The organism is Embleya sp. NPDC020630 (assembly GCF_044334985.1).
Taxonomy (GTDB): domain Bacteria; phylum Actinomycetota; class Actinomycetes; order Streptomycetales; family Streptomycetaceae; genus Embleya.
On record NZ_JBIRUB010000003.1, the window covers coordinates 284,176 to 309,275 of the forward strand.

The following is a 25,100-nucleotide window of genomic DNA, read 5'->3' on the forward strand; positions in this document are numbered from 1 at the left end:
ACTCCGGCGCGCCGGCACGGCCTCAGCCGAACAGCACCTTCGCCTCTTCGTACAGCGCCGGCGGCACGGTCTTCAGCTCGCGCGTGGCCGCCTCCAGCGGCACGGTGACCACGTCGGTCCCGCGCAGCGCGACCATCCGGCCCCATTCGCCCGCGTTGACCGCGTCGATCGCGTGGAACCCGAACCGGGTGGCCAGCCAGCGGTCGAACGCGGTGGGCGTGCCGCCGCGTTGCACGTGGCCCAGCACGGTGGTGCGCGCCTCGTGTCCGGTGCGCTTCTCGATCTCCGAGGCCAGCCAGTCGCCGATCCCGGACAGCTTGACGTGGCCGAACGCGTCCAGCGTCTGGTCCTTGGTCACCATCTGACCGGCCAGCGGGATGGCGCCCTCGGCAACCACGATGATCGGCGCGTAGTTGGTGCGGAACCGGCTGTCCACCCAGGCGCAGACCTCCTCGACGTCGAAGTTCTGCTCGGGGATCAGGATCACGTTGGCACCGCCGGCCATGCCGGAGTGGATCGCGATCCAGCCCGCGTGCCGGCCCATCACCTCGACGATCAGCACCCGGCGGTGCGATTCGGCGGTGGTGTGCAGGCGGTCGATCGCCTCGGTGGCGATGTTGACCGCGGTGTCGAAGCCGAACGTGTAGTCGGTCGCGTTCAGATCGTTGTCGATGGTCTTGGGCACACCGACGACCTTGACGTCGTGCTCGTGCAGCCGGGTCGCCACGCCGAGGGTGTCCTCGCCGCCGATCGCCACGAGCGCGTCCACCTCGAACTTGCCCAGGTTCTCCCGGATCCGCTCGATGCCGCGATCGACCTTGATCGGGTTGGTCCTGGACGAGCCGAGGATGGTTCCGCCACGCGGCAGGATCCCGCGTACCGCCTTGATGTCGAGCGGCATCGTGTCGCCTTCGAGCGGACCGCGCCAGCCGTCCCGAAAGCCGATGAATTCGTACCCGTAGTCCTGGACGCCCTTGCGGACGACCGCCCGGATCACCGCGTTGAGACCCGGGCAGTCGCCGCCGCCGGTCAGTACTCCGACACGCATCGAAATCTCCGATTTCTTCCGTCCGGCACGATTCGCGGCCCACGCTACCGCTGCGAGAAGCCACCTCGACTCTTCCCACCACCCGTTCGAGGTACCCGACTTGATCGAGTCGGCTTGATCGCGTCCCGGACAGGACCTAGTCGTCCAGGCCCTTCTCGATGGCGTAGCGGACCAGTTCGACCCGGTTGTGCAGTTGCAGCTTGTTCAAGGTGTTCTGGACGTGGTTCTGCACCGTGCGGTGGGACAGGAACAGGCGCTCCGCGATCTGCTTGTACGACAGCCCCTTGGCGACCATGCGCAACACCTCGGTCTCCCGGTCGGTCAGCCGCGGCGCGGTCGGGCCGCCCGCCGCGTCCCGGCGCGGCGGATCGGTGGCCATCCGGCGGAACTCGCCGAGCACCAGGCCGGCCAGCCCGGGGGTGAACACCGGGTCTCCGACGGCGGTCCGGCGCACCGCGTCGACCAGCTCCTCGCGGCTCGCGGACTTGACCAGGTATCCGGTCGCGCCGGCCTTGACCGCCTCCAGGACGTCCTCCTGCTCACCGCTGGCGGACAACACCAGGATGCGCACCGCCCGATCGTGGCGGACCAGTTCGCGGGCCACCTCGACCCCCGGCAGCTTGGGCAGGTTCAGGTCCAGGATCACCACGTTCGGCGAGGTGGCCCGGGCCCGGCGGACCGCCTCGGGGCCGTCCCCGGCGGTGGCGACCACGTCGTAGCCCGCCGCCGCGAGGTCGCGCGCCACCGCCTCGCGCCACATCGGGTGGTCGTCCACGACCAGCACGCGCAGCGCGGCGGCCGGTGTCTCGTCGGTCGGTGTGTCCGTGTTCGTGTCGTTCATCCGCTCCCCTGCCTCGGCACCCGGAACTCCAGTTCGGTGCCTTCTCCCGTCACCGACGACCACACCACGGTGCCGCCGAGATCGCGCACCCGGCCCTCGATCGACTGGGCCACGCCCAGCCGCCCCTGGGCCCGGGCCGCCTCGAGTCGGCCGGGTTCGATGCCCGGACCGTCGTCCCGGACGCTGACCACGATCTCGTCCGGCTCGTCCTCCAGCAGGATCCACGCCTGCGCCCGCTCACCCGCGTGCCGACGCACGTTGTCCAGGGCAGCGGAGACCGCCGCGGTCACCTCGCGCGCCGCGGGCGTCGGCAGCAGCACGGGCGTGCCGGGCGAGGACACGGTCACCCGTGCCCCGGCGAAGCCGCCGAGCAGCACCCGCAGGTCCTGCCGGGCCGGGTCGCCGTCCGCGCCGGAACCGGGCAGGTCGGCCGATTCGACCCGGGCGGGCGTCGCCGAGATCAACTGCCGCAGCGCCACCTCCTGCTCGCCGGCCAACCGGCCGAGTCCCGCCGCCTCGCCGCCGAGTTCGGCGCCCCGGCGCTGTACCAGGGCGAGCACCTGGAGCACGCTGTCGTGGATGTCCCGCGCCAATCGTTCGCGTTCGCGGGTGGCGGCCTCCAGTTGCAGCGCGCGGGTCAGCGCCTTCTCGCTGACCCGGGCGATCTCCACGACGTAGCCGACCGCGCCGCCCGCGAGCAGCAACAGCACGATGTTGTGCTGGTTGTCGGCGGTGAGCGCGCCGCGTTCGAGGGTGTCGGCGGCGCCTATCGTCAGCGCCGCCACCGAGCCCGTCTTCCAGCCGCCCTTGATCGCGCACGCCAACACCGGCGCCGAGGCCCACACCGTGGGCAGCGTCATCGTGCCCTGGGCGACCCGCTCGGGATCGTCCAGCCAGCGGGTGGAGAGCAGGCATCCGGCCGCGACGCAGAGGTCGACGATCAACCAGGGCGGCTCACGGAACCTGGGGTCGCGGAAGCCGTACGCGGTCACCGCCGTCCACACCACGAGCAGCGCCATGACGGCCCACCCGCCGACCGGGTGTTCGTACTCGTCCGCGACCTGGGCGTAGCGCGCGATCGCGTAGACGAGGGCGAGCGTGCGATAGACCGTCAGCGCCCGCCACAGCGACTGTTCGACCCCCATCCGAACCCCCCAGAGGTGCCGGGCGGACCCGGTCAGCCGGCGGGTCGGCCGGAGCCGCCCGAGTCGTCGTTCGCCCCGGACGCGACGCCGGGGTCGGCGGCCCGGTCCGTACCCTTCCCGGTGTCCTGCCCCGAAGCCTGCTCGGCGCCCCGCCCGGCGTCCTGTTCCGCGGCCTTCTCGGCGTCCTTCTCGGCCGCCTTGGCCGCCGCCGCCTGCTTGCGCGCCTCGTCGATGCGCTTCTTGGCGTCGGCCGCGTACACGTCCACGTACTCCTGGCCGGACAACTCCATCAGCGCGTAGATGATCTCGTCGGTGATCGCGCGCAGGATGAAGCGGTCGTCCTCCATGCCCTCGTATCGGGAGAAGTCCAGCGGCTCGCCGATCCGGATGCCCACCCGCATGATCTTCGGCACGATCTTGCCGGGCGGCTGGATCTTCTCGGTGTCGATCATCGCGACCGGGATCACCGGCGCGCCCGACTCCAGCGCCAGCCGGGCGATCCCGGTCTTGCCCCGGTACAGCCGACCGTCCGGCGAGCGGGTGCCCTCCGGGTAGATGCCGAACAGGTGGTCCTCGCGCAGCACCTTGAGCCCGGCGTTCAGCGCGGCCTCGCTCGCCCGGCCGCCGCTGCGGTCCACGGGCAGCTGGCCCACGCCCTTGAAGAACGCGGCGGTGAGCCGGCCCTTGACCCCCCGGCCGGTGAAGTAGTCCGACTTGGCCAGGAAGGTGATCCGGCGCGGGACGACCACGGGCAGGAAGAACGAGTCCGAGAACGAGAGGTGGTTGCTCGCCAAAATGGCCGGGCCCCGGTCCGGGATGTGCTCCTGACCCTCCACCCAGGGGCGGAAGAAGAGCCTCAATACGGGGCCGACGATCATTTTCATCAGCCGGTAGAACAACCCTGACCTCCTCCTGGGAACAGGACGAACCCTAGAGCATCGCTCCCGGCCGGGACCGGGGTACGGGAGTTGTCGCCGGCGCCCGGGCTCGGGGCCGGCAAGCCGTCGGGGCCCGGCGTCACGCCGCTGTACGCATCGCGCACGCCCGTGGGACGATTCGAGAGCGCCCAGGTGTTGGGGGTGAGGGGCGGAACCACTCGCCTCCCGACCCCGTTATGGAACCTGTACCGCCGTCGGCCGGCGGTCGCCACCCCCCGTGGCGCCCATCCGGTCGGCTCGCCCCGCCCAGCCCGTCGCCCGAAGGAGCCCGTTGGTGTCGATCCTGCCCGGTGCCGAGCCCGACCACCACGACGGCGGTCCGGTGGGCGTCCTGCTGTGCCACGGGTTCACCGGCACGCCGCAGTCGTTGCGGCCGTGGGCCCGACACCTCGCCGAGGCGGGGCTGACCGTGTCGCTGCCGCTGCTGCCCGGTCACGGCACCCGGTGGCAGGACATGAACCTGACCACGTGGCACGACTGGTACGCCGCCGTGGACCGCGCGTTCGACCGGCTGCGCGAGCGCTGCGACACGGTGTTCGTGATGGGTCTGTCGATGGGCGGCGGACTGGCCCTGCGGCTCGCCGAGCAGCACGGCGACAAGGTGGCGGGGCTGGTCCTGGTGAACCCGTCCGTACAGGCCGACGATCCGAAGGTGCGCCTGCTGCCGGTGTTGCGGCACGTCATACCGTCGGTGGCCGGCATCGCCTCCGACATCCGCAAGGAGGGCTCGGTCGAGCTCGCCTACGCGCGTACGCCGGTGAAGGCCGCCTACTCGCTGTCCCGGTTCTGGCGGGTGGTCGGCGCCGACCTGCCGCAGGTGACCCAGCCGGTGCTGCTCCTGCACAGCCCGCACGATCACGTGGTCTCGCCGGCCAACTCCGAGACGGTGTTGGCCAGGATCTCCTCCACGGACGTCACCGACGTCCTGCTCAACGACAGCTATCACGTGGCGACGCTCGACCACGACGCGGAACGGATCTTCGCATCCAGCCTGGAGTTCGTACGCCGGCTCGCGCCGGACGCGCGGACCCCGGAGACGGCCGAGAGGGACTGAACGAACGGTGCGCGGACGTGGCAACGGACTCGACGCGGAGTCCTTCAAGCCCCTGACCGACCTCGATCCCGAGGCGGCGGACGTGATGCTGGTCGCCCTGCGGGACGCGGGGGTGGCGGCGTACGTCTCGACGCTGGAGCCCCGGGATCCGGACGAGGAGCCCGAGCAGATCGAGCGCCTGTGGGTGGACGCGGCGGCGACGTCGCGGGCGCGGGCCATCCTGCGTTCGTTGACCGAGCCGTCCTCGCCGCGCGCGCGGGCCAAGGAGCCGACGGCCGGACCCGCCGACATCCCTTCGGTGGAGCCGCCCCTGGCACAGCCGGCCGAACCGGCGAACCACGATGCCGAGGCGCCCGCCGAGCGGCCGGGCGACGACGAGGTGTGGGCGCAGATCGTCGCGTCCTTCGACAACGAGGTCGCCGACCCGGTGCCGCGCTGGCCGGTGGCCGAGGACCTGGGCGGCGAGCGACCGGGAGCGGACGGGCCGGCCGACGGCTCGTTCAAGGTCGGCCTGCCCACCGCGGCGGGGCCGCGCGACTACTCGCTCGCGCCGCCGGGGCCGCCGGTGATCAACGAGTTGGACGAGGACCCCGACGAGCACTTCGTGCCGCCTCCGCCGCCTCCGCTGCCCAAGACCGACGCGGCCACCAAGATCGCCTGGATCGCGCTGATCGGCGGGCCGCTCTACCTCCTCGTGTCGGTGCTGCTCGGCCGCGCGGTCGGACCGTGGACCTCGTTCGCCGCGTTCGCCGCGTTCACCGGCGGTTTCGTCGCGCTGGTGGCGCGGATGCGGCGGGATCGGGACGAGGACGACCCCGACGACGGTGCGGTGGTCTGAGCCGGCCACGAGCGCTGTGGTCTGACCCGGCGACGGGCGCGGCGGTCCGAGCCGGAGACGGCATTGTGGCTGGAGTCGGCGACGGGTCCGCCGCGTCGGACGACGTCGGATGACCCGTTTCGGCGTGATTCGGCTTGATCCCGACCGGTTCTGACGGGGCGTCATGCCACATCGGAAGTCCCCGGCCGGGTACCTTCCTTGCGTGGACGCGGACAACGAGGGACGCCTGGTCGGCGGGCGCTATCTGCTCGCCGAGCGACTGGGGCGCGGGGGCATGGGTGCGGTCTGGCGAGCTCGGGACCAGGTCCTGGGACGCGAGGTCGCGGTGAAGGAGATGTTGCCGCAACCGGGCGCCGACGACACCGAACGGGCCCGGCTGCGCGAGCGCGCCGCCCGTGAGGCGCGCGCCGCCGCACGGCTGAGTCATCCCTCGGTGGTGCGCGTCTACGACGTGGTCGAGGAGGACGATCGGCCGTGGATCGTCATGGAGTTGGTCCCCTCGCGCTCGCTCGCCGAGGTGATCCGGGGCGATGGGCCGATGGCCGCCGAGGCGGTGGCCGAGATCGGCCTGGCCATGATCGACGCGCTGCGCACGGCGCACGCGGCCGGGATCCTGCACCGTGACGTCAAACCGGGCAATGTGCTGATCACCCCCGACGGCCGGGCCGTGCTCAGCGACTTCGGCATCGCGGTGGTCGAGGGCGACTCGTCGGTGACCCAGTCGGGCGTGGTGCTGGGCGCCCCCGCGTACATCCCGCCGGAGCGGGCTCGGGGCCTGAGCCCCACCGCGGCCTCCGACCTGTGGTCGCTCGGCGCGACGCTGTACGCGGCCGTCGAGGGCAAGGCCCCCTTCGAACGCTCCACGCCGCTCGCCACGTTGACCGCGATCGTCAGCGAGGACCCGGTGCCGGCCAAGCACGCGGGCCCGCTCGATCCGGTGTTGCAGGCGCTGTTGGCGCGCGATCCGGCCCGGCGGCCGGACGCGGCCGAGACCGAGGCGATGTTGCGCGACGCGCTGCGCGAGATCCGGGAGGAGCAGGCGGCCACCCGGGCGTTGCCGCCCGCGCTGCTGCCCGTGGCGGAGCCGATACCCGTGGCCGTACCCGCGCCGCGGACCGTCGAGCCCGAGCCCGACGCGATATCCGAGGGCGAGGCGGAGATCGTGTCCCCGCTCGTCGCCCCACCCGCGAAGCCCCCGAAGCCGGCTCGGGAGGATCGCCCAGCCCGGGCCTTCCCGTGGCTGCCGCTGCCGGCCGCCATCGCCGCCCTGGTGGTCTTCGGCGTCGTGGTCGGGCTGATCCTGTTCCTGATCGCTCCCGGCGACGACAAGAACGATCGGGCGAAGGGCGCCGCCGGCTCCGACTCGCCTTCGCCGCAGTCGGGTTCGACGCCACCGTCGAGCCCCGGGCCGGCCGCCGAGACCGCCCCGGTCGGCGGACAGCTCACCGGGCCCCCGAACACCGCGCCCCCGCCGAGCGATTCGGCGCCGCCGCCCGCGCAGACCACACCTCCGACCCAGGGTTCGCCGCAGCCGCCGACCGGCACCGACGGCCTGCCGGCGGGCTGGACGCCGTACACCGGCGCCACCACCGGCTACAAAATCGGCCTGCCGCCCGGGTGGCGGAAGGTCAAGACCGAGGACAGCCAGGAGTTCTTCGCCAACGCCGAGGGCACCCTCAAGCTCAACGTGGACACCGTCGCCAGTTCACCGACCGACCCGGTCGAGGACTGGAAGCAGGCCGAGCCCGACGTGCGCCGTCGCTTCACCAACTATCAGAAGGTGAGCATCGAGAAGGCCGACTACCGGAATTACCCCGCCGCGGCCTGGCACTTCACCTACGGCAGCGGCACCCGGCACCACGTGCTCAACCTCGGCTTCACGGTGCCGTCCGGGCGCGGCTACTCGCTCTACATGGACACCCCGGACGCGGTCTGGAACGATCCGGCCACCCAGGAGTTGCTGGCCGGCTTCATGGCGAGCTTCCAGCCCTGAGCCCGGGTGGTCCCGGGCGGTCCGGGACGATCCGGGTCAGCCGACGGGTATCCGCAGCGTGGCCAGCACCGGGCGGTGGTCGGAGGCGGCGGCGTAGTCGGCGTCGGTGACGTCGTCGGGGACGCCGCAGCCGAGCACCTCGACGTGCTCGGACACGAACACGCCGTCCAGGCGGCGGCCGGGGTCGCGGCGCGGCGCGGTGAACTCCGAGCCGCTGGGCGCCGCCGGGTATCCGTCGCGAAGTTCCTCGGCCAGGCGGTCCCAGCCGGGACGGCCCGCCGACTCGTTGAAGTCCCCGGCCAGCACCCGGTGTTCGGTGTCGAGCCCGGCCAGCCGGCGCAACAACTCGTCGGCCTGCGCCGGTCGTTCGGCGGCGGCCGGTCCGAACTGCGCGCTGGCCACCGCGAATTCGGCGCCGCCGACCGCCACCACCGCGCCGGCCGGCCCGAGCGCACGCCGTCCGGTCGCGGCCGGCGGCAGCTCGTCGTACGCCCGCCGCACGCTCACCCGCAGCCCGCCGAGCACGAGCAGCCCCGACGCGGTGCCGCCGCCGGCGATCACCACCAGGCCGCAGTCGCGCGCGAGGCGGGCGACCGCCTGCCGACGGCGCACGAAGCGGGGGCCCTCCTGGATGCAGAGCAGGTCGGGCGCGGCGTGCCGGACGATCCGCACCAGGGCGTCCCGATCGTCGCGCAGCGAACGCACGTTGTACGACATGACCCGGATCTCTCCGTTGCCGACGGCCACTGATGCCCCCTTGCCCGGTTCGGGGCTCCCGGCCCGAACCACGATCGACCAGCTGTGTACGCCCGCCCGGTCCCCGGGAGGCGGTGTGTTCCGCGCGCGTGGCGGCGGTGTCGTCAGTGGCGGGCCAGGTCCGCCGCGCCGACCAGTCCCGCGTCGCTGCCCAGAGTGGCGACCACGACTTCGGCGCCGAGGCGGTGGCCGCGGCGCAGCACGCTGCGGTAGGTCTCCAGGGCGGGGACGAGCAGGAGATCGCCCGCGTCCGAGACGCCGCCGCCGATGACGAACGCGGCGGGGTCGAGCACGGCGGACAGGTCGGCCAGGCCCTGGCCGAGCCAGGTGCCCAGTTCGCGGAAGGCGGCCAGCGAGACGGGGTCGCCGAGCAGCGCGGCCTGGGTGACGTGCGGGCCCTGGATGCCCGCGGGGGTGCCGTCGCCGAGGGCGAGCAGCTTCTCCGCCGCCTCGGGCAGGCCGGCCGCCCGGTCGCGGGCGTAGCGGGTCAGCGCGCTGCCGCTGGCGTACCGCTCCCAGCAGCCGTAGTTGCCGCACGGGCAGGCGAGGCCGTCGGGGACCACCCGCATGTGGCCGGGCTCACCCGCTATCCCGCCGCCGCCCCGGTACAGCTCGCCGCCGAACACGATCGCGCCGCCGATGCCGGTGCCGACGGTCACGCACATCACGTTGGTGTGCCCGGCGGCCGCGCCGAAGCGCACCTCGCCCCAGGCCGCGGCGTTGGCGTCGTTCTCGACCACGACCGGGAGGCCGATCAGCGCCTCCATACGATCGCGGAGCGGCTCGCCGACCCAGGCGCCGACGTTGGCCGAGAACAGCACGGTCGAACGGTCCGCGCCGATGAATCCGGCCGCGCCGAGCCCGACCGCCTCCACGACGTGGTTGCGTCGCAGGGTGTTGACCGCCTCGGCGATCACCTGCGCGGTGCCATCGGCGTCCTTGGGGGTGGCGACCTTGAGCCGATCGAGGATCACCCCGTCGGCGTCGACCACACCCGCGAGGATTTTGGTGCCACCGATGTCGACACCGATCGTGAGTCCCATGTCGTCCCAAGCTCGTTCGCGTGCATTGCCCGCAACGGATCGTACTGGTCCCTTCCCCGCCCCCACCCCACGCGTACGCCCGCCGGACACCACCCGACCGCCCACGACGCGCGCTGCGGGCGGCGGGGTCGCCCGGCGGTGCGCCCGGTTACTCGTCGTCGTCGAGCCGGATCCGCTCGCTCTCGGCCGGCTTCGCGGCCCACCTGCGTTCGCGGTCGCCGACGAAGGCCCGGTACGCGGACGCCAGCTCGGTCCCGGCGGCGGCCAGGTGCGCGGCCACCTCGGGGTGCCTGCGCGCCATCTGCTCGCGCACCGCCCCGGCCTGCTCCACCAGCGTCTCGGCCAGCCGCCGAGCCTCCTCCGCCAACCGCGCGGCCGGCGCCTGATCCCCCTTGTCGGCCCCGGTCAGCGACTCCCCGAGCCGCCGAGCCTCCTCCCCGAGCCGCGCCCAGGGATCGACCCGCTCCCGCGCACCGTCCCCCTCGGCCTTCGCGTCCGCGGCCGGCGGCACCTCGTCCGTGCTGCCCGCCCACGCATCCGCCGCGTCCTTGCCCGTCACCCGCTCATCAGGATCCATCCGAAGCATTCTCCGCGCTCCCACCGCCCGACGCGAACCCTCCACCCCGCCACGACTTCCCCACGAGGACGAGGGACATGGCGTACGCACCCATCGAAGTCGGGATCGACGAGGATCTCGGCGGCCGGCGAGCCGCCGGCGCTACGGCGTCGAGCGCATCCACACGGCCGGGTCCGGGACGAAGCGGACGCGGAGGACGCCGTCGCGTAGGCCCGCACCCTCGATGAGGCAGCGGCGCAGCGCCGAGGGCAGCCGGATCAGCCGGCGGTGCGGGCCGATCGTGATCACCAGCTCGTCGCCGCGGCGCAGCAGGTCCAGGTCGTCGCGATCCGTGCCCGGCAGCGGCAGCAGCAACAGCAGCCGCTCGCCGTCGCGTTCGATCGTGTGCCCGTCGTCGTCGGCCGCGCCGCCCGGGCCCACCGGGCCGAAGTGCGCCGCCACATCGGCGAGTTCGCCCGTGCCCAGCGGCTCGGCGGGCAGCACGGGGATCTGCGCCAGCGGCACGCGCGGGAGCAGCGCGCACAGCGCGTCCACGGTCTCGCGCGCCACCTCGGCCCGCGCCCGCACCGCCGGATCGGGCGAGTCGGCCGCGCCGACCCCGTTGACGATCACGTCCTCGATGCGGTGCCCGTACAGCGCCAGCGCCGAGGCGGCCCGCCGCGCCGCGGCCAGCGCGACCGTCCCGGGCCGCACCACCAGCCGCACGGTCGTGGTCGGCGCCGCCACCAGCGCGCGCAGCACCTCCAGCTCGGCGGCCACCCGCCGGGCCGTGTCGTACACCCAGTCGTCGGGCATCGGCACCCCGGCGACCGCCGCGAGCACCGGCCGCAACGCGCGCGCCGCCTGCCGCTCCACCGGCAGCAGCCGGTCCACGTAGCGGGCCAGCCCCTCCGGCACCGCGAGCGCCGGCACCGCCCGCTCGGCGGCGGGCAGGTCGACCACGATCAACTCGTAGCGCCGCGAGTCCACCGCCCGTGCCAGCACCCGCAGCGCCAGCACGTCCCCCGCGCCCGGCGGCACGGTGATCTCCTCGGGGTCCAGCGGCTCCACCCCGACCACCCCGAGAGCGGCGCCCAACTGTCCCTGCACCAGCAGGAACTCGCGCTCGAACTCGGCCCGGACCGCGACCCGCTGCACGGTCAGCCCGGGCAGCACGTCGAAGGGGTCGGCGCCGACCGCCACGTCGAGCACCGTGTCCACGTCGCGCGTGCCGTCGGCGGCGAGGAGCAGCGTGCGCCGCCCGGCCCGCGCCGCGGCCACCGCGGTCGCCGCCGCGACGGTCGTGCGCCCGGCGCCCGGAAGACCGGTGACAAGCAGGACCCGCGTCACCGCCGGGTCAACTCTCGACGCGCTTCTTGAGCCCGGTCAGGGCCCGATCGATGATGACCTTCTCCGCCTTGCGCTTGAGCATGCCCAGCATCGGGATCTTGACGTCGACGGTGAGTTCGTAGGTGACCTCGGTACCGCCGGCGATCGGGCTCAGCGCGTAGCGACCGTCGAGCGCCTTGAGCATCTGGCTGGTCACCAGGGTCCACCGCACCTCGCGGTCGTCCTCCCAGGTGTAGCCGAGCACGTGCTCGTCGCTGATCACGCCGGCGTCGAGCTTGAACCGCACCCGCACCGCGCGCCCGGTCGACTCGTCGATCTCCAGGACCTCGGTCTCCTTGACCTCGCCGGTCCACTCGGGATAGCCCTCGAACCCCGCGATGACGGCCATGACCTCGGCCGGCGTGGCGTCGATCGTGATGGTCGAGCTGGTCCGTTCAGCCATCGTGAGGAGTCCTCCGGAAGCTCGCGTAGCCGTTGTTGGCCGTCTCGACAACACCTCAAGATGGTCGAGTACGGCCGATCCGCTCGAAGGTTATCGTGCCCGACCTGCGGGGACGCGGCACCGGCTCACCAGGTGAGGACGTACGGTTTCCCGGTGGCCTGGAAATGCCCCACGTTGACACATTCGGTGCGCCCGATCCGCATCCGCGCGCGCAGCGGCTGATGTACGTGTCCGAACAGCACCAGGTCGGGCCCGGTCTCGTGGATCGCCCGCAACACCGCCTCGCTGCCGCGCTCGAACCGCCGGGCGACCACGTCGTAGGTCAGGTCCGGCACGGCGGGCGGGATGTGGCAGCACAACACGTCGACGCGACCGACCGCGGCGACCTTGGCCGCGTACTCCTCGTCGGAGATCTCGTACGGCGTGTGCATCGGGGTGCGCAGCCCGCCGCCGACGAAGCCGAAGGTGCGACCGCCGATCTCCACCACCTGGCCGTCGAGCACGGTCACCCCCTCGCGCGCGTAGTCGGGCCACAACTCGGGCACGTCGACGTTGCCGTAGGTGACGTAGGTGGGGGTGGGGAAGGCCGCGAACAGCGCGGCGTACTGGCGGCGCACCGCCGCCTCGATCGCCTGTCGGGCACCGCCGGGCACACCCGCCCACAACGAGCCGGAGAAGGCCCGCGCCTCGGCGAAGCGGCGGGCGTTGCGCAGCGCGAGCAGTTCGCGGGTGTTCTCCACGCCGAACAGGTCGGTGAAGATGCCGCGGTCCAGGTCGTGGTAGTCGAGGAAGAGCACCAGATCGCCCAGGCACACCAGGGCGTCGGCGCCGTCGCCCGCGCGGGCGAGCGCCTCGGCGGCACCGTGGACGTCGCTCACCACGTGGACCCGCATGTCGGTCACTGTACTGACGGCGCCGAACCGAAACCGACGACACCGGGGGGTTGCCTCCGTCACACCCGCCCCGCACGCCGAATCGATACTCTCGACATGCCCGGTCGAATCGGGACGGATGCTCGTCGACCCCGCCACGAATTCCGAGTCGATACGGATGTGGGCTTGTCCGTAGCGTGAGACCGGGCACAGGATCCTCACGACCCCTGTCCCCCAGACCTACTTGCCAGTAACGTCTGCCCCCGTCAACGAGTCGGCAAGATGGACAGCCACCGAGACGGGCCGGCAACACCGACACCGGCACCGGCAGCGCCGACCTCCGGCGCCGAGACCGCAACGAGGAGCATCAGTGCGCGAGTGCAGCGTCCCGGCCCTGGCCGAGGTTCCCGCCGAGGGCAACCTGACCGACCTCATCAAGCGCAACGCCGCAGAGGCACCGGATGCCCCGGCGCTGGCCCGCAAGGTGGGCGGACGCTGGACGGACGTGACCTCGACCCGCTTCCTGGCCGAGGTGTACGAGGTGGCCAAGGGCCTGATCGCGGCGGGCATCGAGCCCGGCGACCGGATCGGCCTGATGTCGCGCACCCGCTACGAGTGGACGCTGCTCGACTTCGCCATCTGGTGCGCCGGCGCGATCTCGGTACCGGTGTACGAGACCTCCTCGGCCGAGCAGATCGAGTGGATCCTGTCCGACTCGGGGGCGCGGGCGGTGGTCGTGGAGAACGCGGCGCACCAGGGCGCGGTCGAGCGGGCGCGCGAGCGGCTCCCGGAGCTGGCCCACGTGTGGCGGATCGACGAGGGCGACGGCGAGGCGGCGGTGCCCGCGCTCACCGCGGCCGGGCGCGAGGTGGCCGACGCGGTGGTCGACGAGCGCTGTGCGGGCCTGCGCGCCGACTCGGTCGCCACCGTCATCTACACCTCGGGCACCACCGGGCGGCCCAAGGGCTGCGTCCTGACGCACGGCAACTTCCAGGCCGAGCTGGGCAACGTGGTCGCGCTGCTGAACCGGCTGTTCGTCCCGGAGAAGTCGAGCTGTCTGCTGTTCCTGCCGCTCGCCCACGTGCTGGGCCGGATCCTGGAGATCGGCTGCATCATGGCCCAGGTCCGGATCGGGCACTGTCCGGACGTCAAGCAGCTCACCGGCGAACTCCAGACCTTCCAGCCGACCTTCGTGCTCGCCGTGCCGCGCGTGTTCGAGAAGGTCTACAACGCGGCCTCGGCCAAGGCGCAGGCCGACGGCAAGGGCAAGATCTTCGAGATGGCCGCCGAGACGGCGATCGCGTACAGCGAGGGTATGGACAGCGCGAGCATCAGCCTGGGCCTGCGGATCAAGCACAAGGTGTTCGACAAGCTGGTCTACGGCAAGCTGCGCGCGGCGCTCGGCGGCCAGGCCACACACGCCATCTCCGGCGGCGCGCCGCTGGGCACCCGGCTCGGCCACTTCTTCCGCGGCATCGGCTTCACCGTCCTGGAGGGCTACGGCCTGACCGAGACGTGCGCCGCGCACACGGTCAACCCCGCCGAGGGCATCCGGATCGGCACGGTCGGTCGGCCGGTGCCGGGCTCGGCCGTGCGGATCGCCGAGGACGGCGAGATCCTGGCCAAGGGTCCGAACGTGTTCACCGGCTACTGGAAGAACGACGCGGCCACCGCCGAGGCGTTCGAGGACGACGGCTGGTTCCGCACCGGCGACATCGGCGTCCTGGACGACGAGGGCTTCCTGACCGTGACCGGGCGCAAGAAGGAGATCCTGGTCACCGCCGGCGGCAAGAACATCGCACCGGCCCTGATCGAGGACCGGATCCGGGCCCACCCGCTGATCAGCGAGTGCATGGTGGTCGGCGACCGCCGCCCGTTCGTCGGCGCGCTGATCACCATCGACCCGGAGGCCTTCCCGACCTGGAAGGAGCAGAACGGCAAGCCCGCCGACGCGACGGTCGCCGATCTCGCCGACGACCCGGACCTGCTGGCCGCCGTCCAGGACGCGGTCGACGAGGGCAACAAGGCCGTCTCGCGCGCCGAGGGGGTGCGCAAGTTCCGCGTGCTGACCATCAACTTCACCGAGGAGAGCGGCCATGTGACGCCGTCCCTCAAGCTCAAGCGCAACCTGGTGCTCAAGGACTTCGAGCAGGACATCGAGAAGATCTACGAGGGCTGAGCACACGCGGGCGGGCGCGACGAGCGCAAGAGGGCGGGCGGCTCCGGGGTTCCGGGGCCGGCCGCCCTCGGCGCGTCCGCGCTCAGCCCGCCTTCGGGTCGAGCAGCCCCCGGAGCCGTTCCGAGAGCAGGTCCCACCGCCAGGCCCGCTCCACCCAGCGGCGGCCCGCCGCGCCCATCCGGGCGGCCCGCTCCGGGTCGGCCAGCAGGCCCGCCACCCGGTCGGCGACGGCGGCCGGCGAGCGGCCGTCGACCACGTGGCCCGTCTCGCCCTCGAGCACCGCGTCCGGCGCGCCGCCCGAATCGCCCGCCACCACCGGCCGGCCAACCGCCGACGCCTCCAGGTAGACGATCCCCAGGCCCTCCACGTCCAGGCCACGACGCCGGGTGCGGCACGGCATCGCGAACACGTCGCCCGCCTCGTGGTGCGCGGGCAACTCGGCCCACGGCACCGCGCCGGTGAACACCACCGAGTCGCGCACGCCGACCTGGTCGACCATCGTCTCCAGGCGGTCCCGGTACGGCCCGGCGCCGACGATCAGCAGCGCCGCGTCCGGCACCCGGCGGCGAATCCTCGGCAGCGCGTGCACGAGTACGTCCTGGCCCTTGCGCGGCACGAGCCGCGACACGCAGACCACGACCGGCCGATCGCTCAGGCCGTGTCGGGCGCGCACCTCGGCGCCGCCGACGTCCGGGCGGAACACGGTCTCGTCCACGCCGGGCGGCAGTTGCACCATGCGCGCGGCGGCGGCCGGGGTGAGCGCGGGCGCGATCTTGCCCCGGGTGTACTCGCCCAGGTAGGTGACCGTGTCCACGCCCTCGCCGATCCGCCGCAACAGCTGCCTGGCGCCGGGCAGTACGGCCCAGCCGGCCTCGTGCCCGTGCGTGGTGGCCACAAGACGCTCCACGCCGACCGCGCGCAGGCTCGGCGCCATCAGGCCCAGCGGCGCCGCCGCGCCGAACCAGACGGTGTCGCAGCCCTCGGCCCGGGCGATCTCCCGGGCCCGGCGTACCGCGCCCGGCGTGGGCACCAGCATCGACGTACGATCACGCACCACCGGGAAGGGCTGCGCCGCGTCGAACGCGGCCGTCTCGGCCCGGTCCCGCCACGAGGACGTGTAGACCACGACGCCGTCCGCGGGCAGCCGCAGCGCCATGGAGTGCACGAAGGACTGGATGCCGCCGGGCCGGGGCGGGAAGTCATTGGTGACGATCAAGGTCTTCATCACGCACGAGGATCCCAGACCCGACGCGCCGCCCGGCGGAAGGATCCGGTCGAGGCGGGCGCGCTCTGTACGATCCGTCGGTGAGCCTTCCCTCGTGGCACCGTGCGCGGAATCCGTTCCGGACGCCGTCGGGCGCGCTCTGGGCCGTCGTGCTCGTCTGGGCGGCGACCCGGGCGGTGTTGCTGCTGACGGCGATGGAAGTGGTGCCCAATCCCTGGCCGTTCGTCACCGGTGACGCGCGGGCGATCTACCGCGAGTGGTTCCACGTGTTGCGCTCGGGGACCTTTCCGGTGGACGACGTGCGCTGGCAGTACCCGCCGGGCGCGGCCGGGGTGTTGCTGCTGCCCGGGCTGCTGCCGTTCGACTACGCGACATCGGTGTACCTGCTGATGCTCGTCGCCGACGCGGCGGTGGTGTGGCTGCTGGCCCGGGGCATCCCGCGCGGGGTCCCGCCGTACGGCGCGGCGTTGTGGGTGGTGGCGGTGCCGCTGCTCGGGCCGATAGTCCTGGCCAGGTACGACCTCGCGGTGACCGCGCCGACGGTGGCGGCGCTGGTCCTGATCACGGGCCGGCGCGCCGACCGACACCGGCTCGCGGGGCTGCTGGCGGGCTTCGCGACGGCGATAAAGCTGTGGCCGGCGCTGATCTTCGTGGGGCTGCGCGGGCGACGCGGGCCGGCCCGGGCGTACGCGTGGACCCTGCTCGGCGCCGCCGTGGTGGTGCTCGGCTTCACCGCCGCGCTCCCGGGAGCCTTCGCGTTCCTGGGCTACCAGCGCGAACGCGGCATCGAGGTGGAGTCGGTGTTCGCCGTGCCGTTCCACCTCGCCTCCTGGTGCGGGTGGAGCGGGCAGGTCCGGGAGAGCTACGGATCGCTCGAATTCCACGGCCCGTACATCACCGCGGTGGGCCGAATCAGCCTGCTCACCAGCGTGCTGGGCTTCGGCTGGCTGCTGCTGTGGCGGGTGCGGGCCCGCCGGTTCACCGCGACCACGGCGCCCGACGCGGCGCTGTGCGCGATGTTGATCTTCGTGACCACGAGCCGGGTGATCAGCCCGCAGTATCTGGTGTGGCTGATCGGCCTGGCGGCGGTGTGCCTGCTGCGGCCGGACACCACCCAGCGCCTGCCGGCCGTACTGCTGCTGTGCGCGATGCCGCTGACCACCCTGGAATTCCCGATCTGGTTCGGCGAACTCCTCCGCAGCGAACCGGCCGCGGTCCTGGCCCTGACCGCCCGCAACACCCTGCTGGTGACGGCGACGGCGATGTCGGCCCGGCGCCTGTGGCAGGCGAGCCGCGCCGTCGACGAGCCGACCACGGCGGCTCCGACGAAGCAACCCCCGACCCCCACGGACCCGCACCGCCCCGTGGCGAAGTCCACCGTGTAGCCACACCACGCCCCTGCGCCACCATCACAAGCCCCCAACACGCCGGCCACACGCCTGTGCACAACGCACCGCCCACAGCACACTGGAACACGACGACCGAAACGACTCTCGACGGAGGTGTGTGCCCATGCCGGCGACATTCAAGACGCACATCGGTGGTGCCGTCGTGGAACTGCCCGCGACCGTGCGGACCATCCGGGAATCGTTGCCCGAGGAGTGGCACAAGGAGTTCAACGAGGCGGTGGAGGACTGCCCGGCGAACGAACTGTTCGCGCTCCTGGCGAAGTGGGCGCTCAAGCCGACCACGGCCGAGGAGGAGGACCGCGCCGTCTTCGAGATGCTGGAGCGCCGCGAACGCGAATTCGTCGAGCAAAAGCGCCGGGAAGCCGAAGCGGGTGAACCGGAATGAGCTTTCGCGTCGAGTACACCCCGGACTGCGACAAGGTCCGAGGACAACTCACTCCCGCACAGCGCCGCGACCTCGACGCGGGGATGGCGGCGATCGCTCGCGACCCGTATGGATGCGGGTCGAGCGCGACCTACTCCAGGGACCGGCGCGAGGCGACGCTCGGCCGCAGCATCTTCGTCGTCTACCAGGTATCGGCGGGACAGTTGCTCGTGACCGTCGTGCGCATACAGCCCGGTCCCTGAGCAGCCACGCCGCTACCCCTTGCCGTGCAGGCGTTCCCAGTCTCTTGCCGAGGCGATGCGTTCGGGGGCGGAGGGGTGGGAGGCGAAGAGGAATTGCAGGATCGGGTTCGGGGTGACGTTGGAGCGGTTGGTCACGGCCAGGTTGTGCTGCATGCGGATGAACGCCTCCGGGTCGCGGGTCAGGTCGAGGGCGTGCACGTCCGCCCGGGCCTCCAGCCGCCGGCTGATCAACATCTCGCCGGGGCCGGCCAGCGTGCCGATCACCGCGACCGCCGCGAGCAGCAGGGCGAGCGAACGCGGGTCGCCCGCGGCGTCCGCGCCGGCCCGACGCAGCAGCGGCGACCAGGACATCAACAGGCCGAGCCCGCAGACGCCGGCGGCCATCGCGGCGGCGCCGATCAGCGTGCCGTGCAGCACGTCGTTGCGCTTGGCGTGGCCCAGTTCGTGTGCCGCGATCAACTCCACCTCGCGCGGATCCGCGTCGCGCACGGTGGTGTCGTACACCACGATCCGCCGGGTCGAGCCGAACCCGGACACATACGCGTTGAGCGCGGTGGTCCGCCGCGACGCGTCGGCGACCAGCACGTCCTGTACGGGCACCCCGTCCCGCTCGGCCAGCTGCAAAAGCGAGGTGCGCAGCGGCCCGTCGGGCATCGAGTGGAACTTGTTGAAGGCCGGTTCGACCAGCAGCGGGTACAGGAACGAGATCGCCACCACGAGCAGCGCGCCGCCGCCGGCCGCGATCAGCCAGCCGGCCCGGGGCAGCGCCCGGATCAGCGCGTACAGCGCGAGCGCCACCACGAGCAGCAGCCCGGTGGACATCGCGAACCCCTTGCCCAGATCGGCCCACCAACTCCCCCAGCTCTGCACCGACAGCCCGTAGCGCCGCCGGACCACCTCCAGGCGGGCCGCGAACGGCAGCGTGGCCAGCCGGCCGATCAGCGCGAGCACCAGCCCGCCGAGCAGGATCCGCCAGGCCCACCCGCCGCCCAGGGGCCGGGCGACCGCCTCGATGATCCGCGCCCCCGCCGGGGTGAGCCCGAGCACGAGGGACACCACCAGGGACAGCGCCATGGACAGGTAGGCGGGCGGGCGCGCGGCCCGGGCCAGCGCCTGTCCGCGCGCGATCTCGGCGGCGGTGAAGTCCCGGGCCGCGTCCGGGTGGGTGAACCCGCCCGGCGGCTCCGGCAGCGGGCGCCACGGCGTGGTCACCGCGACCGCCACGAGCAGCACCACACCCGTGCAGATCAGGCAGATCAGCAACAACCTCTGGACCGACATGCCCGCCGTGCCCCCGTCATTCGGCCTGCGTCCGCAGGTAGTCGAGCCAGGTCTTGGTGAACGCGTCGGGGCCGGTGCCCAGGACGGACACCATCGCCGACGACAGGGCCGACGCCGCGTCGGGCGCGCCGACCCCGGGCGGCCGTTCGGCGCCGACCGTACGGTACAGCTCGACCAGCTTGGGCCGACCCCACCGCTCCGCGATCAGTTTGCAGGCCAGCCACCCCATCTCGTACGCCTGGGGCAGATCCTCCTGCGTGGTCTCGAAGGTCGTGTCGGCGGGCAGCTGTACGGGCACCTTGCCCGCCTTCACGTCGCGGCGCAGTTCGGGCGCGGCGGTGCGCATCGTCTGCGCCGACTCCAGGTAGCCGACGTAGTCCGCGAACCCCTCGGACAGCCAGGTCGGCGTCCACGACCGGGTGAACGCGCGGCTCGCCACGTGGGTGATCTCGTGCGTCATCACCACCCGACGCTCCAGGTCGCCCAGCTCGCGAAACGCGTCCGGGTTGACGATGACCCGGTCGGCGGCGGCCGCGTCGGCCGCCGCGCCGCGCTCGCCGGTGGTGACCGCGGCGATCTTGGCGTACTTGCTCGGTTCGGCGCCGAGCAGCCGGGCCATCTCCGCCTGGGTGCCGGGCACCACCACCACCGCCCGCCCCGGCCAGGACTCGCCCCACACCGCGCTCACCTGCGGCACGGCCTTGTCGGTGATGTCGGCGAACTCGCGCAGCGCGGCGCGGGTGCCGATGCCGAGCACGATGCTGTGCGTGCCCTGGACCACGGTGACCGGGCCCAGGTCCCACACCTGGGCGGGGGTGCGCGTCCCGGTCGCGGCGCCGTCGCCGTCGGCGGCGAGGTACCAGGTGCCGCCCCGCAGTACGAAGGTCAGGAACTGCGGCACCCGCACCGGCGCCACGTCGTGTCCGGTGAGCCGGTAGAGCAGGTCCACCTGGGCGGTGAACACGGGCCCGCCGAGCGCGCTCCTGCGCGCGGTGGAGAGGTCGAACGCGTCGGGCGTGACGATCTCGTACTCCCACGCGGCGAACGGCACCTCGGCGATGTTGTCGAAGACGCCCATCTGGTTCTGCCGAAACGTCGGGTTCTGCGGGTCGAGGGTGGACGAGAGCGCCTCGCGGTCCCGGGTGAGGAACGCGTTCGCGCGCCGTTCCAGGAGGGCGCCGATCGCTACCCGGCGGGCGTTCGCGTGCTGCTCGCCGTCGCCGCTCGCCCCGGGGCCGGCGGAGCGGCCGGCGTGGACGCCGGGAGGAGTGTGGATCACCGTGTCGGCGACGAATCGGGTCACCCCGAGGACGGCCCCGAGCTGGGCGAGCGCGCACACCACGACCAGGACGGGCAGCAGGCTGCGGATCCGGCGCGCGGCCCGATTCGGGTCATCCACCGGTCGATCGTAACGTGGGCCCGTGCGCTCCCGGCCCCGAACGGGGACCGGGGCTGCGGCGAAAGGGGGACGCCGATCCGCCCCGGAGCGGCCCCGCCGCCCGGTTCAGCCCCGGCGGTCGGCAGGGCGCCGAACGCCCGGCGGCTCGCCGCCGTCCCGCGCCGATCCGCTCGGCGCCGCGAACATCCCCTCCGCCGCGAACAGGCGCAGGGCGGTCAGCGTCTCCTCGTCCAACTCGATGTAGTCGGGCCGGCCGGCGGGCTCGGGGGGCGGCCCGGGGTCGGCGGGATCACCGAGGTCGCCGAAAACGCCGAAATCGCCGAAAGAAGTCGTATTCGATAATTCAGGCGATATGTCGATGCCGATGATGCGGGCGCCGATCAGGGCCGGCCCGATCGAAGCCGGGATCGCGCAGCCGGCGGCGCCGGCGCGCCCTCGGCCGCGGTGTGTACGACAGGCGATGCGCATGTGACTCCTCCCCCTCGTCGACCTTCCTCGTCAACGGTAGGGAGCGCGACCGACACGCGGTGCGGTCAGCCGCGGGTGAGCCTGCGCAGCAACATCGTCGAGGGCACCGGGCGGGCACCCGCCTTGCGCACGCCCTCGGCCACCTCGCGGTCCGTGGAGACCACCACGACCGGCCGGCCCGGCGGCTCGGCCCGGACCAGCCGGCGGATCAGCTCGTCGGCCGTCTCGCCCGGTTTGCTGAACATCACCCGCACCCCGCGCGCGGGGGCGAGCAGCACCGGCGCGTCCAGCTGTGCGCCGTCGAACACGCAGGTCACCTCGCAACCGGTCTGCGCGGCGAGCCCGGTCAGCCCGCCGACCAGCCGGTCGCGCTGCTTGTTCAGCGCGAGCGTGGGATAGCCGGTCTTGGTCACGTTGTAGCCGTCGATCACCAGGTGCGCCTGGGGCAGCGCGAGCAGCTGGTCGAGCAGGGCCGGGTCGTCGCCCTCCAGCGCGCGCTGCGCGATGTCCTTTATCCCGGACGCGCCCGGCACCACCGCGTCCACCATGTCGGCCGGCCTGATCCCGACGGGGGGCAGCGCCAGCTCGCGGCGCAGGCCCTGGGCCGCCTCCAGGACGGTGTCCAGGAGCAGCCGGACCCGGGTGTCCTCCATGCTGCGTCCCTCGCGGGCCGCCCGGCGGCTGGCCTCCAGGGCCGATTCGACCTCGGCGACCCGGCCGCGCAGCCGGCGCGCCTCCTTCTCCGCGGCGGCGATCGCGGCCTGCGCCTCGACCCGCACCGCGTCCAGCTCGGAGCGGGCCCGGCGGGCCTCCTTCTCCTCGTGCTTGGCGCTGCCCTGGAGGCCGCGCACCTGGCGGCGCAGGTGGTCGGCCTCCTTGCGGGCCGTCTCCAGCTCGGCGCGCAGCCGTTCGTGCTCGGTCTTCGAGGCCGCGCGCAGTACGCCGACCTCGTGCTCCAGGCGGGACAACGTCTCGGCGGCCTCGGCCTCGGCGCGGTCGGCGGCGGCCTCCTTGGCCGCGTCGCCGGCGGTCTCGATCAGCCGGACCCAGCCGCGCGGGCGCAACAGGTAGGCGGCCGCGGCCACGTCGAGCGGGTCGGCCGCGGCGGGCACCTTGCCCGCTTCGAGCGCCTCGGAGATCTCCGGCAGGCCCTTGCGGAAGCGCTCCGCTATGCGCTGGCGGAACACCGGATCGTTCTCCAGCGCGGCGGCCAGCGGCGTCGCGGCGAACTTGGCCCGGCGCTGATGGGTGAACCGGGCGAACCGGCGCAGCGGCCCCGGGACCTCGTCGGCGGTCATCGTGCCGAGCGCGTCGGCGGCCACCGAGATCACCCGGACCCGAACCGCCTCCGGCAACGGCCCGGTCAACACCTCGGGCTCGACGACCGGCGCCTCGGACACGGCCCGCTCCGCCTCGGGCTCGACGGCCGCCTCGACGGCCCCGGCGGGCACGTCGGCGGCGGGATGTGTACCGGCCGGCGGCTCGGCGGCCCCGTGCACATCCGAGGCGACGGCGTGATGCACGGCCCCGTCGGACTCCTCGGACCCTGAGGGTCCTGCGGACCGAAGCGACCCCGCCGCGGAGTCGACCAGCCCGTTGGCCCCGGCCTGCCGCCCCGGTTCGACGGGCTCCGCATCGGCCCCGGCGTCGGTCGCGGCATCCGTCGCCGCCGCGGTCCCGGACTGCGCGTCGAGGTCGGGCTCGGCGGCCGGCACCGCCTCGGCGGCGTCGGCGGCGTGCGCAGGCGTGACCTCGTCCGCGCGGGTATCCGGTCCGCTCACTGCTCCTCCGGTCCTTCCCGTTCCCTCGAGGCCCCTCCCCGCGTCACCGTTACCGGGACGCCGACGCCTTGATCATGGCGTGTTCCGCACCGCCGACGGTCGCGCCGGGCCGCCCCGATGCCGAAACGATGCACAGTCCCATTGTCCCCGGACGGTCGCGGCGATCAGGTCGCGTCGGGGCGCGCCACCAGTTCGACCGAATCGGTCGCGTTGCACCAGCGGCAGCGCACCGACTCGATCTCGTCCGAGACGATCTCGCGCTCCTCGACCCGGGGGGCGCCCGCCAGGTCGAGGTGGGTGAACTCCACGGCCTTGGTGGTCCGCGTCACGTCGAACCGGGTCAGGTTGCCGCACAGCGTGCAACGCCACCGGGTGTCCTCGGTGGGGGCCTGGATCGACATGCGTGTTCCTTTCCTGGTTCGGTCCGCGAAGCCTTACCCGTTCACCGTCGGCCGCGTACACCCCATGATGCCGGGCTGCGAGAGGTACCTGGGCGCGGCCGTGTCGGGCCGGAAACGTACCGTCCGGTACATGAGCAGCACCGCGCACCGGGATTGCCGGTCACGAGGTTCGGCGGGTCAGGGCTTGCCGGCGGCCGACCCGCCGCGGCGTTCCCGCCCGCCGGACAGTATCGCCCCGGGCCACGAGTTGCGAACCATGCCCGGATCCCGAGCGATTCGTGACGAGGTGGAGCGACAGGTGTTCACGGTCGTCGATCTGGAGACCACGGGCCTGGATCCGCAGGAGGCCCGAATCACCGAGATCGCCGCCGTCCGGGTGCGCGGGGCGGACCGCCTGGGCGAGTTCGCGACCCTGGTCGCGCCCGGGGTGCCGATCCCGGAGTTCATCACCGACCTGACCGGGATATCCGACGACCTGGTGGCCGACGCTCCCCCGCTGCGTCTGGTGCTGCCGGCGTTCACCCACTTCGCCGAGGACGCCATCCTGGTCGCCCACAACGCCCCCTTCGACGTGGGCTTTCTGCGTACCGCGAGCATCGCGTGCGACCACGCCTGGCCCGACTTCCGGGTCGTCGACACCCTCGCCCTGGCCCGCGCGCTGCTGCCCGCCGGGACACTGCCGAACCTGCGATTGGGCACCCTCGCGCGCTACTTCGAGGCGCCCACCGACCCGACCCACCGAGCGTTGGCCGACGCACGCGCGACGGCACACGTGCTACGCGCGTTCATCGACCGGATGCACGCGAGCGGGCGCCACGAGCTGGCCGACCTCCTGGCCCTGGGCCGCCCCCCGGCACCGGGCGTCCGCGAGCGCCAAACCACTCCGATCGGGTGACCCGTGACCCGGATTCGAGTACACATGGTTGCGCCGGCTCCCCCGCACCGACGGGCGCGCCGACTAAGCTCGGGCACCTTGTCGTCGACAGCCGGAGGACTACCCCGTGATCACCGCGATCGTGCAGGTCAAGACGCGTGTGGACCAGACCCCGGAAATCGCGGAGGCGATCGCCGCGATCGAGGGCGTGAGCGAGGTCTACTCGGTGACCGGTGAATTCGACCTGATCGCCATGGTGCGCGTCCGCGCCCACGACGACCTGGCCGACGTCATCCCCGGCCGCCTCAACAAGGTCCCGGGAGTAGAGGCCACGACCACCCACATCGCCTTCCGCACCTACTCCCAACACGACCTCGAAGCAGCCTTCGCCATCGGCCTCGAATAACCAACCCCCGCCCAACACGCGAGAACACCCCAACCGCAACCCAACTCCGGAGACAACCACCCCATCCAGCCCGTCGGGCGCTTGAGGACACCCGGGCCGGAGCCCGGCCCAGAACCCGACCCGGCCCCAATCAGCCCGTCCGGCGCATGAGGACAAGCGGACCGCAACCCAACT

At 73.0% G+C, this 25,100-nt stretch carries 25 protein-coding genes; 9 read left to right on the forward strand and 16 right to left on the reverse strand.

Going from position 1 to position 25,100, the window contains the following annotated elements; all coding sequences use genetic code 11:
* Positions 1-22: 22 nt before the first annotated feature.
* From ACH4XV_RS12725 to ACH4XV_RS12740, 4 genes are all read right to left on the reverse strand, one after another.
* Positions 23-1,048 carry a 6-phosphofructokinase gene (locus ACH4XV_RS12725; RefSeq protein ID WP_078977559.1) on the reverse strand — a complete coding sequence of 342 codons (1,026 nt, stop codon included), beginning with the start codon at positions 1,046-1,048 and terminating at the stop codon, positions 23-25.
* Positions 1,049-1,184: 136 nt separating this feature from the next.
* Positions 1,185-1,889, reverse strand: coding sequence for a response regulator (locus tag ACH4XV_RS12730; protein ID WP_395789076.1), 705 nt, complete (start codon positions 1,887-1,889; stop codon positions 1,185-1,187).
* Positions 1,886-3,034 carry a MacS family sensor histidine kinase gene (gene macS, locus ACH4XV_RS12735; RefSeq protein ID WP_395789078.1) on the reverse strand — a complete coding sequence of 383 codons (1,149 nt, stop codon included), beginning with the start codon at positions 3,032-3,034 and terminating at the stop codon, positions 1,886-1,888. The genes ACH4XV_RS12730 and macS overlap by 4 nt, the downstream gene beginning before the upstream one ends.
* A 32-nt stretch (positions 3,035-3,066) precedes the next feature.
* Positions 3,067-3,933 carry a lysophospholipid acyltransferase family protein gene (locus tag ACH4XV_RS12740; RefSeq protein ID WP_395789080.1) on the reverse strand — a complete coding sequence of 289 codons (867 nt, stop codon included), beginning with the start codon at positions 3,931-3,933 and terminating at the stop codon, positions 3,067-3,069.
* A 313-nt stretch (positions 3,934-4,246) separates the two neighbouring features.
* On the opposite strand from ACH4XV_RS12740, the gene ACH4XV_RS12745 reads away from it, so the two are divergent.
* From ACH4XV_RS12745 to ACH4XV_RS12755, 3 genes are all read left to right on the forward strand, one after another.
* The gene (locus tag ACH4XV_RS12745) at positions 4,247-5,026 is read left to right on the forward strand and encodes an alpha/beta hydrolase (RefSeq protein WP_395789082.1); all 780 of its coding nucleotides are present in this window, start codon (positions 4,247-4,249) and stop codon (positions 5,024-5,026) included.
* 7 nt (positions 5,027-5,033) lie between these two features.
* Entirely contained in the window at positions 5,034-5,864 is an 831-nt protein-coding gene (locus ACH4XV_RS12750; protein WP_395789084.1) for a hypothetical protein, read from the forward strand.
* Between the two features lie 202 nt (positions 5,865-6,066).
* Positions 6,067-7,857, forward strand: a complete 1,791-nt coding sequence (locus tag ACH4XV_RS12755; RefSeq protein ID WP_395789086.1) for a protein kinase — start codon at positions 6,067-6,069, stop codon at positions 7,855-7,857.
* Positions 7,858-7,893: 36 nt separating this feature from the next.
* On the opposite strand, the gene ACH4XV_RS12760 is transcribed toward ACH4XV_RS12755, so the two are convergent.
* The 6 genes from ACH4XV_RS12760 to ACH4XV_RS12785 form a co-directional block, all read right to left on the reverse strand.
* Entirely contained in the window at positions 7,894-8,604 is a 711-nt protein-coding gene (locus ACH4XV_RS12760) for an endonuclease/exonuclease/phosphatase family protein (RefSeq protein WP_395789088.1), read from the reverse strand.
* Positions 8,605-8,717: 113 nt separating this feature from the next.
* The gene (locus tag ACH4XV_RS12765) at positions 8,718-9,656 is read right to left on the reverse strand and encodes an ROK family glucokinase (protein WP_078977551.1); all 939 of its coding nucleotides are present in this window, start codon (positions 9,654-9,656) and stop codon (positions 8,718-8,720) included.
* A 148-nt stretch (positions 9,657-9,804) separates the two neighbouring features.
* On the reverse strand, positions 9,805-10,233 hold the full coding sequence (locus ACH4XV_RS12770) for a DUF5304 family protein (RefSeq protein ID WP_395789090.1): 429 nt from the start codon (positions 10,231-10,233) through the stop codon (positions 9,805-9,807).
* 141 nt (positions 10,234-10,374) lie between these two features.
* Positions 10,375-11,562, reverse strand: a complete 1,188-nt coding sequence (locus tag ACH4XV_RS12775; protein WP_395789092.1) for an ArsA family ATPase — start codon at positions 11,560-11,562, stop codon at positions 10,375-10,377.
* A gap of 7 nt (positions 11,563-11,569) precedes the next feature.
* Positions 11,570-12,004, reverse strand: coding sequence for an SRPBCC family protein (locus ACH4XV_RS12780; RefSeq protein ID WP_395789094.1), 435 nt, complete (start codon positions 12,002-12,004; stop codon positions 11,570-11,572).
* 125 nt (positions 12,005-12,129) lie between these two features.
* Positions 12,130-12,897: a metallophosphoesterase gene (locus ACH4XV_RS12785; protein WP_380012603.1), complete on the reverse strand. Its 768-nt coding sequence runs from the start codon at positions 12,895-12,897 to the stop codon at positions 12,130-12,132.
* 349 nt (positions 12,898-13,246) lie between these two features.
* Between ACH4XV_RS12785 and ACH4XV_RS12790 the strand changes: the two genes are divergently transcribed.
* On the forward strand, positions 13,247-15,055 hold the full coding sequence (locus ACH4XV_RS12790) for an AMP-dependent synthetase/ligase (RefSeq protein WP_395789096.1): 1,809 nt from the start codon (positions 13,247-13,249) through the stop codon (positions 15,053-15,055).
* Positions 15,056-15,137: 82 nt separating this feature from the next.
* Here ACH4XV_RS12790 and ACH4XV_RS12795 read toward each other — a convergent pair whose 3' ends face one another.
* Positions 15,138-16,283, reverse strand: coding sequence for a glycosyltransferase family 4 protein (locus ACH4XV_RS12795; RefSeq protein ID WP_395789098.1), 1,146 nt, complete (start codon positions 16,281-16,283; stop codon positions 15,138-15,140).
* Between the two features lie 77 nt (positions 16,284-16,360).
* Here ACH4XV_RS12795 and ACH4XV_RS12800 point away from each other — a divergent pair, with 77 nt between their 5' ends.
* From ACH4XV_RS12800 to ACH4XV_RS12810, 3 genes are all read left to right on the forward strand, one after another.
* The gene (locus ACH4XV_RS12800) at positions 16,361-17,665 is read left to right on the forward strand and encodes a glycosyltransferase 87 family protein (RefSeq protein WP_395789100.1); all 1,305 of its coding nucleotides are present in this window, start codon (positions 16,361-16,363) and stop codon (positions 17,663-17,665) included.
* A gap of 127 nt (positions 17,666-17,792) precedes the next feature.
* The gene (locus ACH4XV_RS12805) at positions 17,793-18,074 is read left to right on the forward strand and encodes a hypothetical protein (protein ID WP_395789102.1); all 282 of its coding nucleotides are present in this window, start codon (positions 17,793-17,795) and stop codon (positions 18,072-18,074) included.
* Positions 18,071-18,316: a hypothetical protein gene (locus ACH4XV_RS12810; protein WP_380012588.1), complete on the forward strand. Its 246-nt coding sequence runs from the start codon at positions 18,071-18,073 to the stop codon at positions 18,314-18,316. The genes ACH4XV_RS12805 and ACH4XV_RS12810 overlap by 4 nt, the downstream gene beginning before the upstream one ends.
* 12 nt (positions 18,317-18,328) lie before the next feature.
* On the opposite strand, the gene ACH4XV_RS12815 is transcribed toward ACH4XV_RS12810, so the two are convergent.
* From ACH4XV_RS12815 to ACH4XV_RS12835, 5 genes are all read right to left on the reverse strand, one after another.
* Complete coding sequence (locus ACH4XV_RS12815; RefSeq protein ID WP_395789104.1) at positions 18,329-19,597, reverse strand: M48 family metallopeptidase; 1,269 nt, start codon at positions 19,595-19,597, stop codon at positions 18,329-18,331.
* Positions 19,598-19,613: 16 nt separating this feature from the next.
* Complete coding sequence (locus ACH4XV_RS12820; protein ID WP_395789106.1) at positions 19,614-20,996, reverse strand: hypothetical protein; 1,383 nt, start codon at positions 20,994-20,996, stop codon at positions 19,614-19,616.
* Between the two features lie 105 nt (positions 20,997-21,101).
* Positions 21,102-21,464 carry a hypothetical protein gene (locus tag ACH4XV_RS12825; protein ID WP_395789108.1) on the reverse strand — a complete coding sequence of 121 codons (363 nt, stop codon included), beginning with the start codon at positions 21,462-21,464 and terminating at the stop codon, positions 21,102-21,104.
* 65 nt (positions 21,465-21,529) lie between these two features.
* Complete coding sequence (locus ACH4XV_RS12830) at positions 21,530-22,864, reverse strand: NYN domain-containing protein (RefSeq protein ID WP_395789972.1); 1,335 nt, start codon at positions 22,862-22,864, stop codon at positions 21,530-21,532.
* Positions 22,865-23,409: 545 nt separating this feature from the next.
* Complete coding sequence (locus tag ACH4XV_RS12835) at positions 23,410-23,646, reverse strand: hypothetical protein (protein WP_126638347.1); 237 nt, start codon at positions 23,644-23,646, stop codon at positions 23,410-23,412.
* 256 nt (positions 23,647-23,902) lie between these two features.
* On the opposite strand from ACH4XV_RS12835, the gene ACH4XV_RS12840 reads away from it, so the two are divergent.
* Positions 23,903-24,541, forward strand: a complete 639-nt coding sequence (locus ACH4XV_RS12840; RefSeq protein WP_380032697.1) for an exonuclease domain-containing protein — start codon at positions 23,903-23,905, stop codon at positions 24,539-24,541.
* A gap of 106 nt (positions 24,542-24,647) precedes the next feature.
* Positions 24,648-24,926, forward strand: coding sequence for an Lrp/AsnC ligand binding domain-containing protein (locus ACH4XV_RS12845; protein WP_078977541.1), 279 nt, complete (start codon positions 24,648-24,650; stop codon positions 24,924-24,926).
* Positions 24,927-25,100: the final 174 nt, after the last annotated feature.

Bases quoted from the DNA above. Each gene is read 5' to 3' on its own strand.
- ACH4XV_RS12725 (WP_078977559.1), bottom strand. From the start codon at position 1,048: ATGCGTGTCGGAGTACTGACCGGCGGCGGCGACTGCCCGGGTCTCAAC.
- ACH4XV_RS12730 (WP_395789076.1), bottom strand. From the start codon at position 1,889: ATGAACGACACGAACACGGACACACCGACCGACGAGACACCGGCCGCC.
- macS (WP_395789078.1), bottom strand. From the start codon at position 3,034: ATGGGGGTCGAACAGTCGCTGTGGCGGGCGCTGACGGTCTATCGCACG.
- ACH4XV_RS12765 (WP_078977551.1), bottom strand. From the start codon at position 9,656: ATGGGACTCACGATCGGTGTCGACATCGGTGGCACCAAAATCCTCGCG.
- ACH4XV_RS12770 (WP_395789090.1), bottom strand. From the start codon at position 10,233: ATGGATCCTGATGAGCGGGTGACGGGCAAGGACGCGGCGGATGCGTGG.
- ACH4XV_RS12780 (WP_395789094.1), bottom strand. From the start codon at position 12,004: ATGGCTGAACGGACCAGCTCGACCATCACGATCGACGCCACGCCGGCC.
- ACH4XV_RS12785 (WP_380012603.1), bottom strand. From the start codon at position 12,897: ATGCGGGTCCACGTGGTGAGCGACGTCCACGGTGCCGCCGAGGCGCTC.
- ACH4XV_RS12805 (WP_395789102.1), top strand. From the start codon at position 17,793: ATGCCGGCGACATTCAAGACGCACATCGGTGGTGCCGTCGTGGAACTG.
- ACH4XV_RS12810 (WP_380012588.1), top strand. From the start codon at position 18,071: ATGAGCTTTCGCGTCGAGTACACCCCGGACTGCGACAAGGTCCGAGGA.
- ACH4XV_RS12815 (WP_395789104.1), bottom strand. From the start codon at position 19,597: ATGTCGGTCCAGAGGTTGTTGCTGATCTGCCTGATCTGCACGGGTGTG.
- ACH4XV_RS12825 (WP_395789108.1), bottom strand. From the start codon at position 21,464: ATGCGCATCGCCTGTCGTACACACCGCGGCCGAGGGCGCGCCGGCGCC.
- ACH4XV_RS12835 (WP_126638347.1), bottom strand. From the start codon at position 23,646: ATGTCGATCCAGGCCCCCACCGAGGACACCCGGTGGCGTTGCACGCTG.
- ACH4XV_RS12840 (WP_380032697.1), top strand. From the start codon at position 23,903: ATGCCCGGATCCCGAGCGATTCGTGACGAGGTGGAGCGACAGGTGTTC.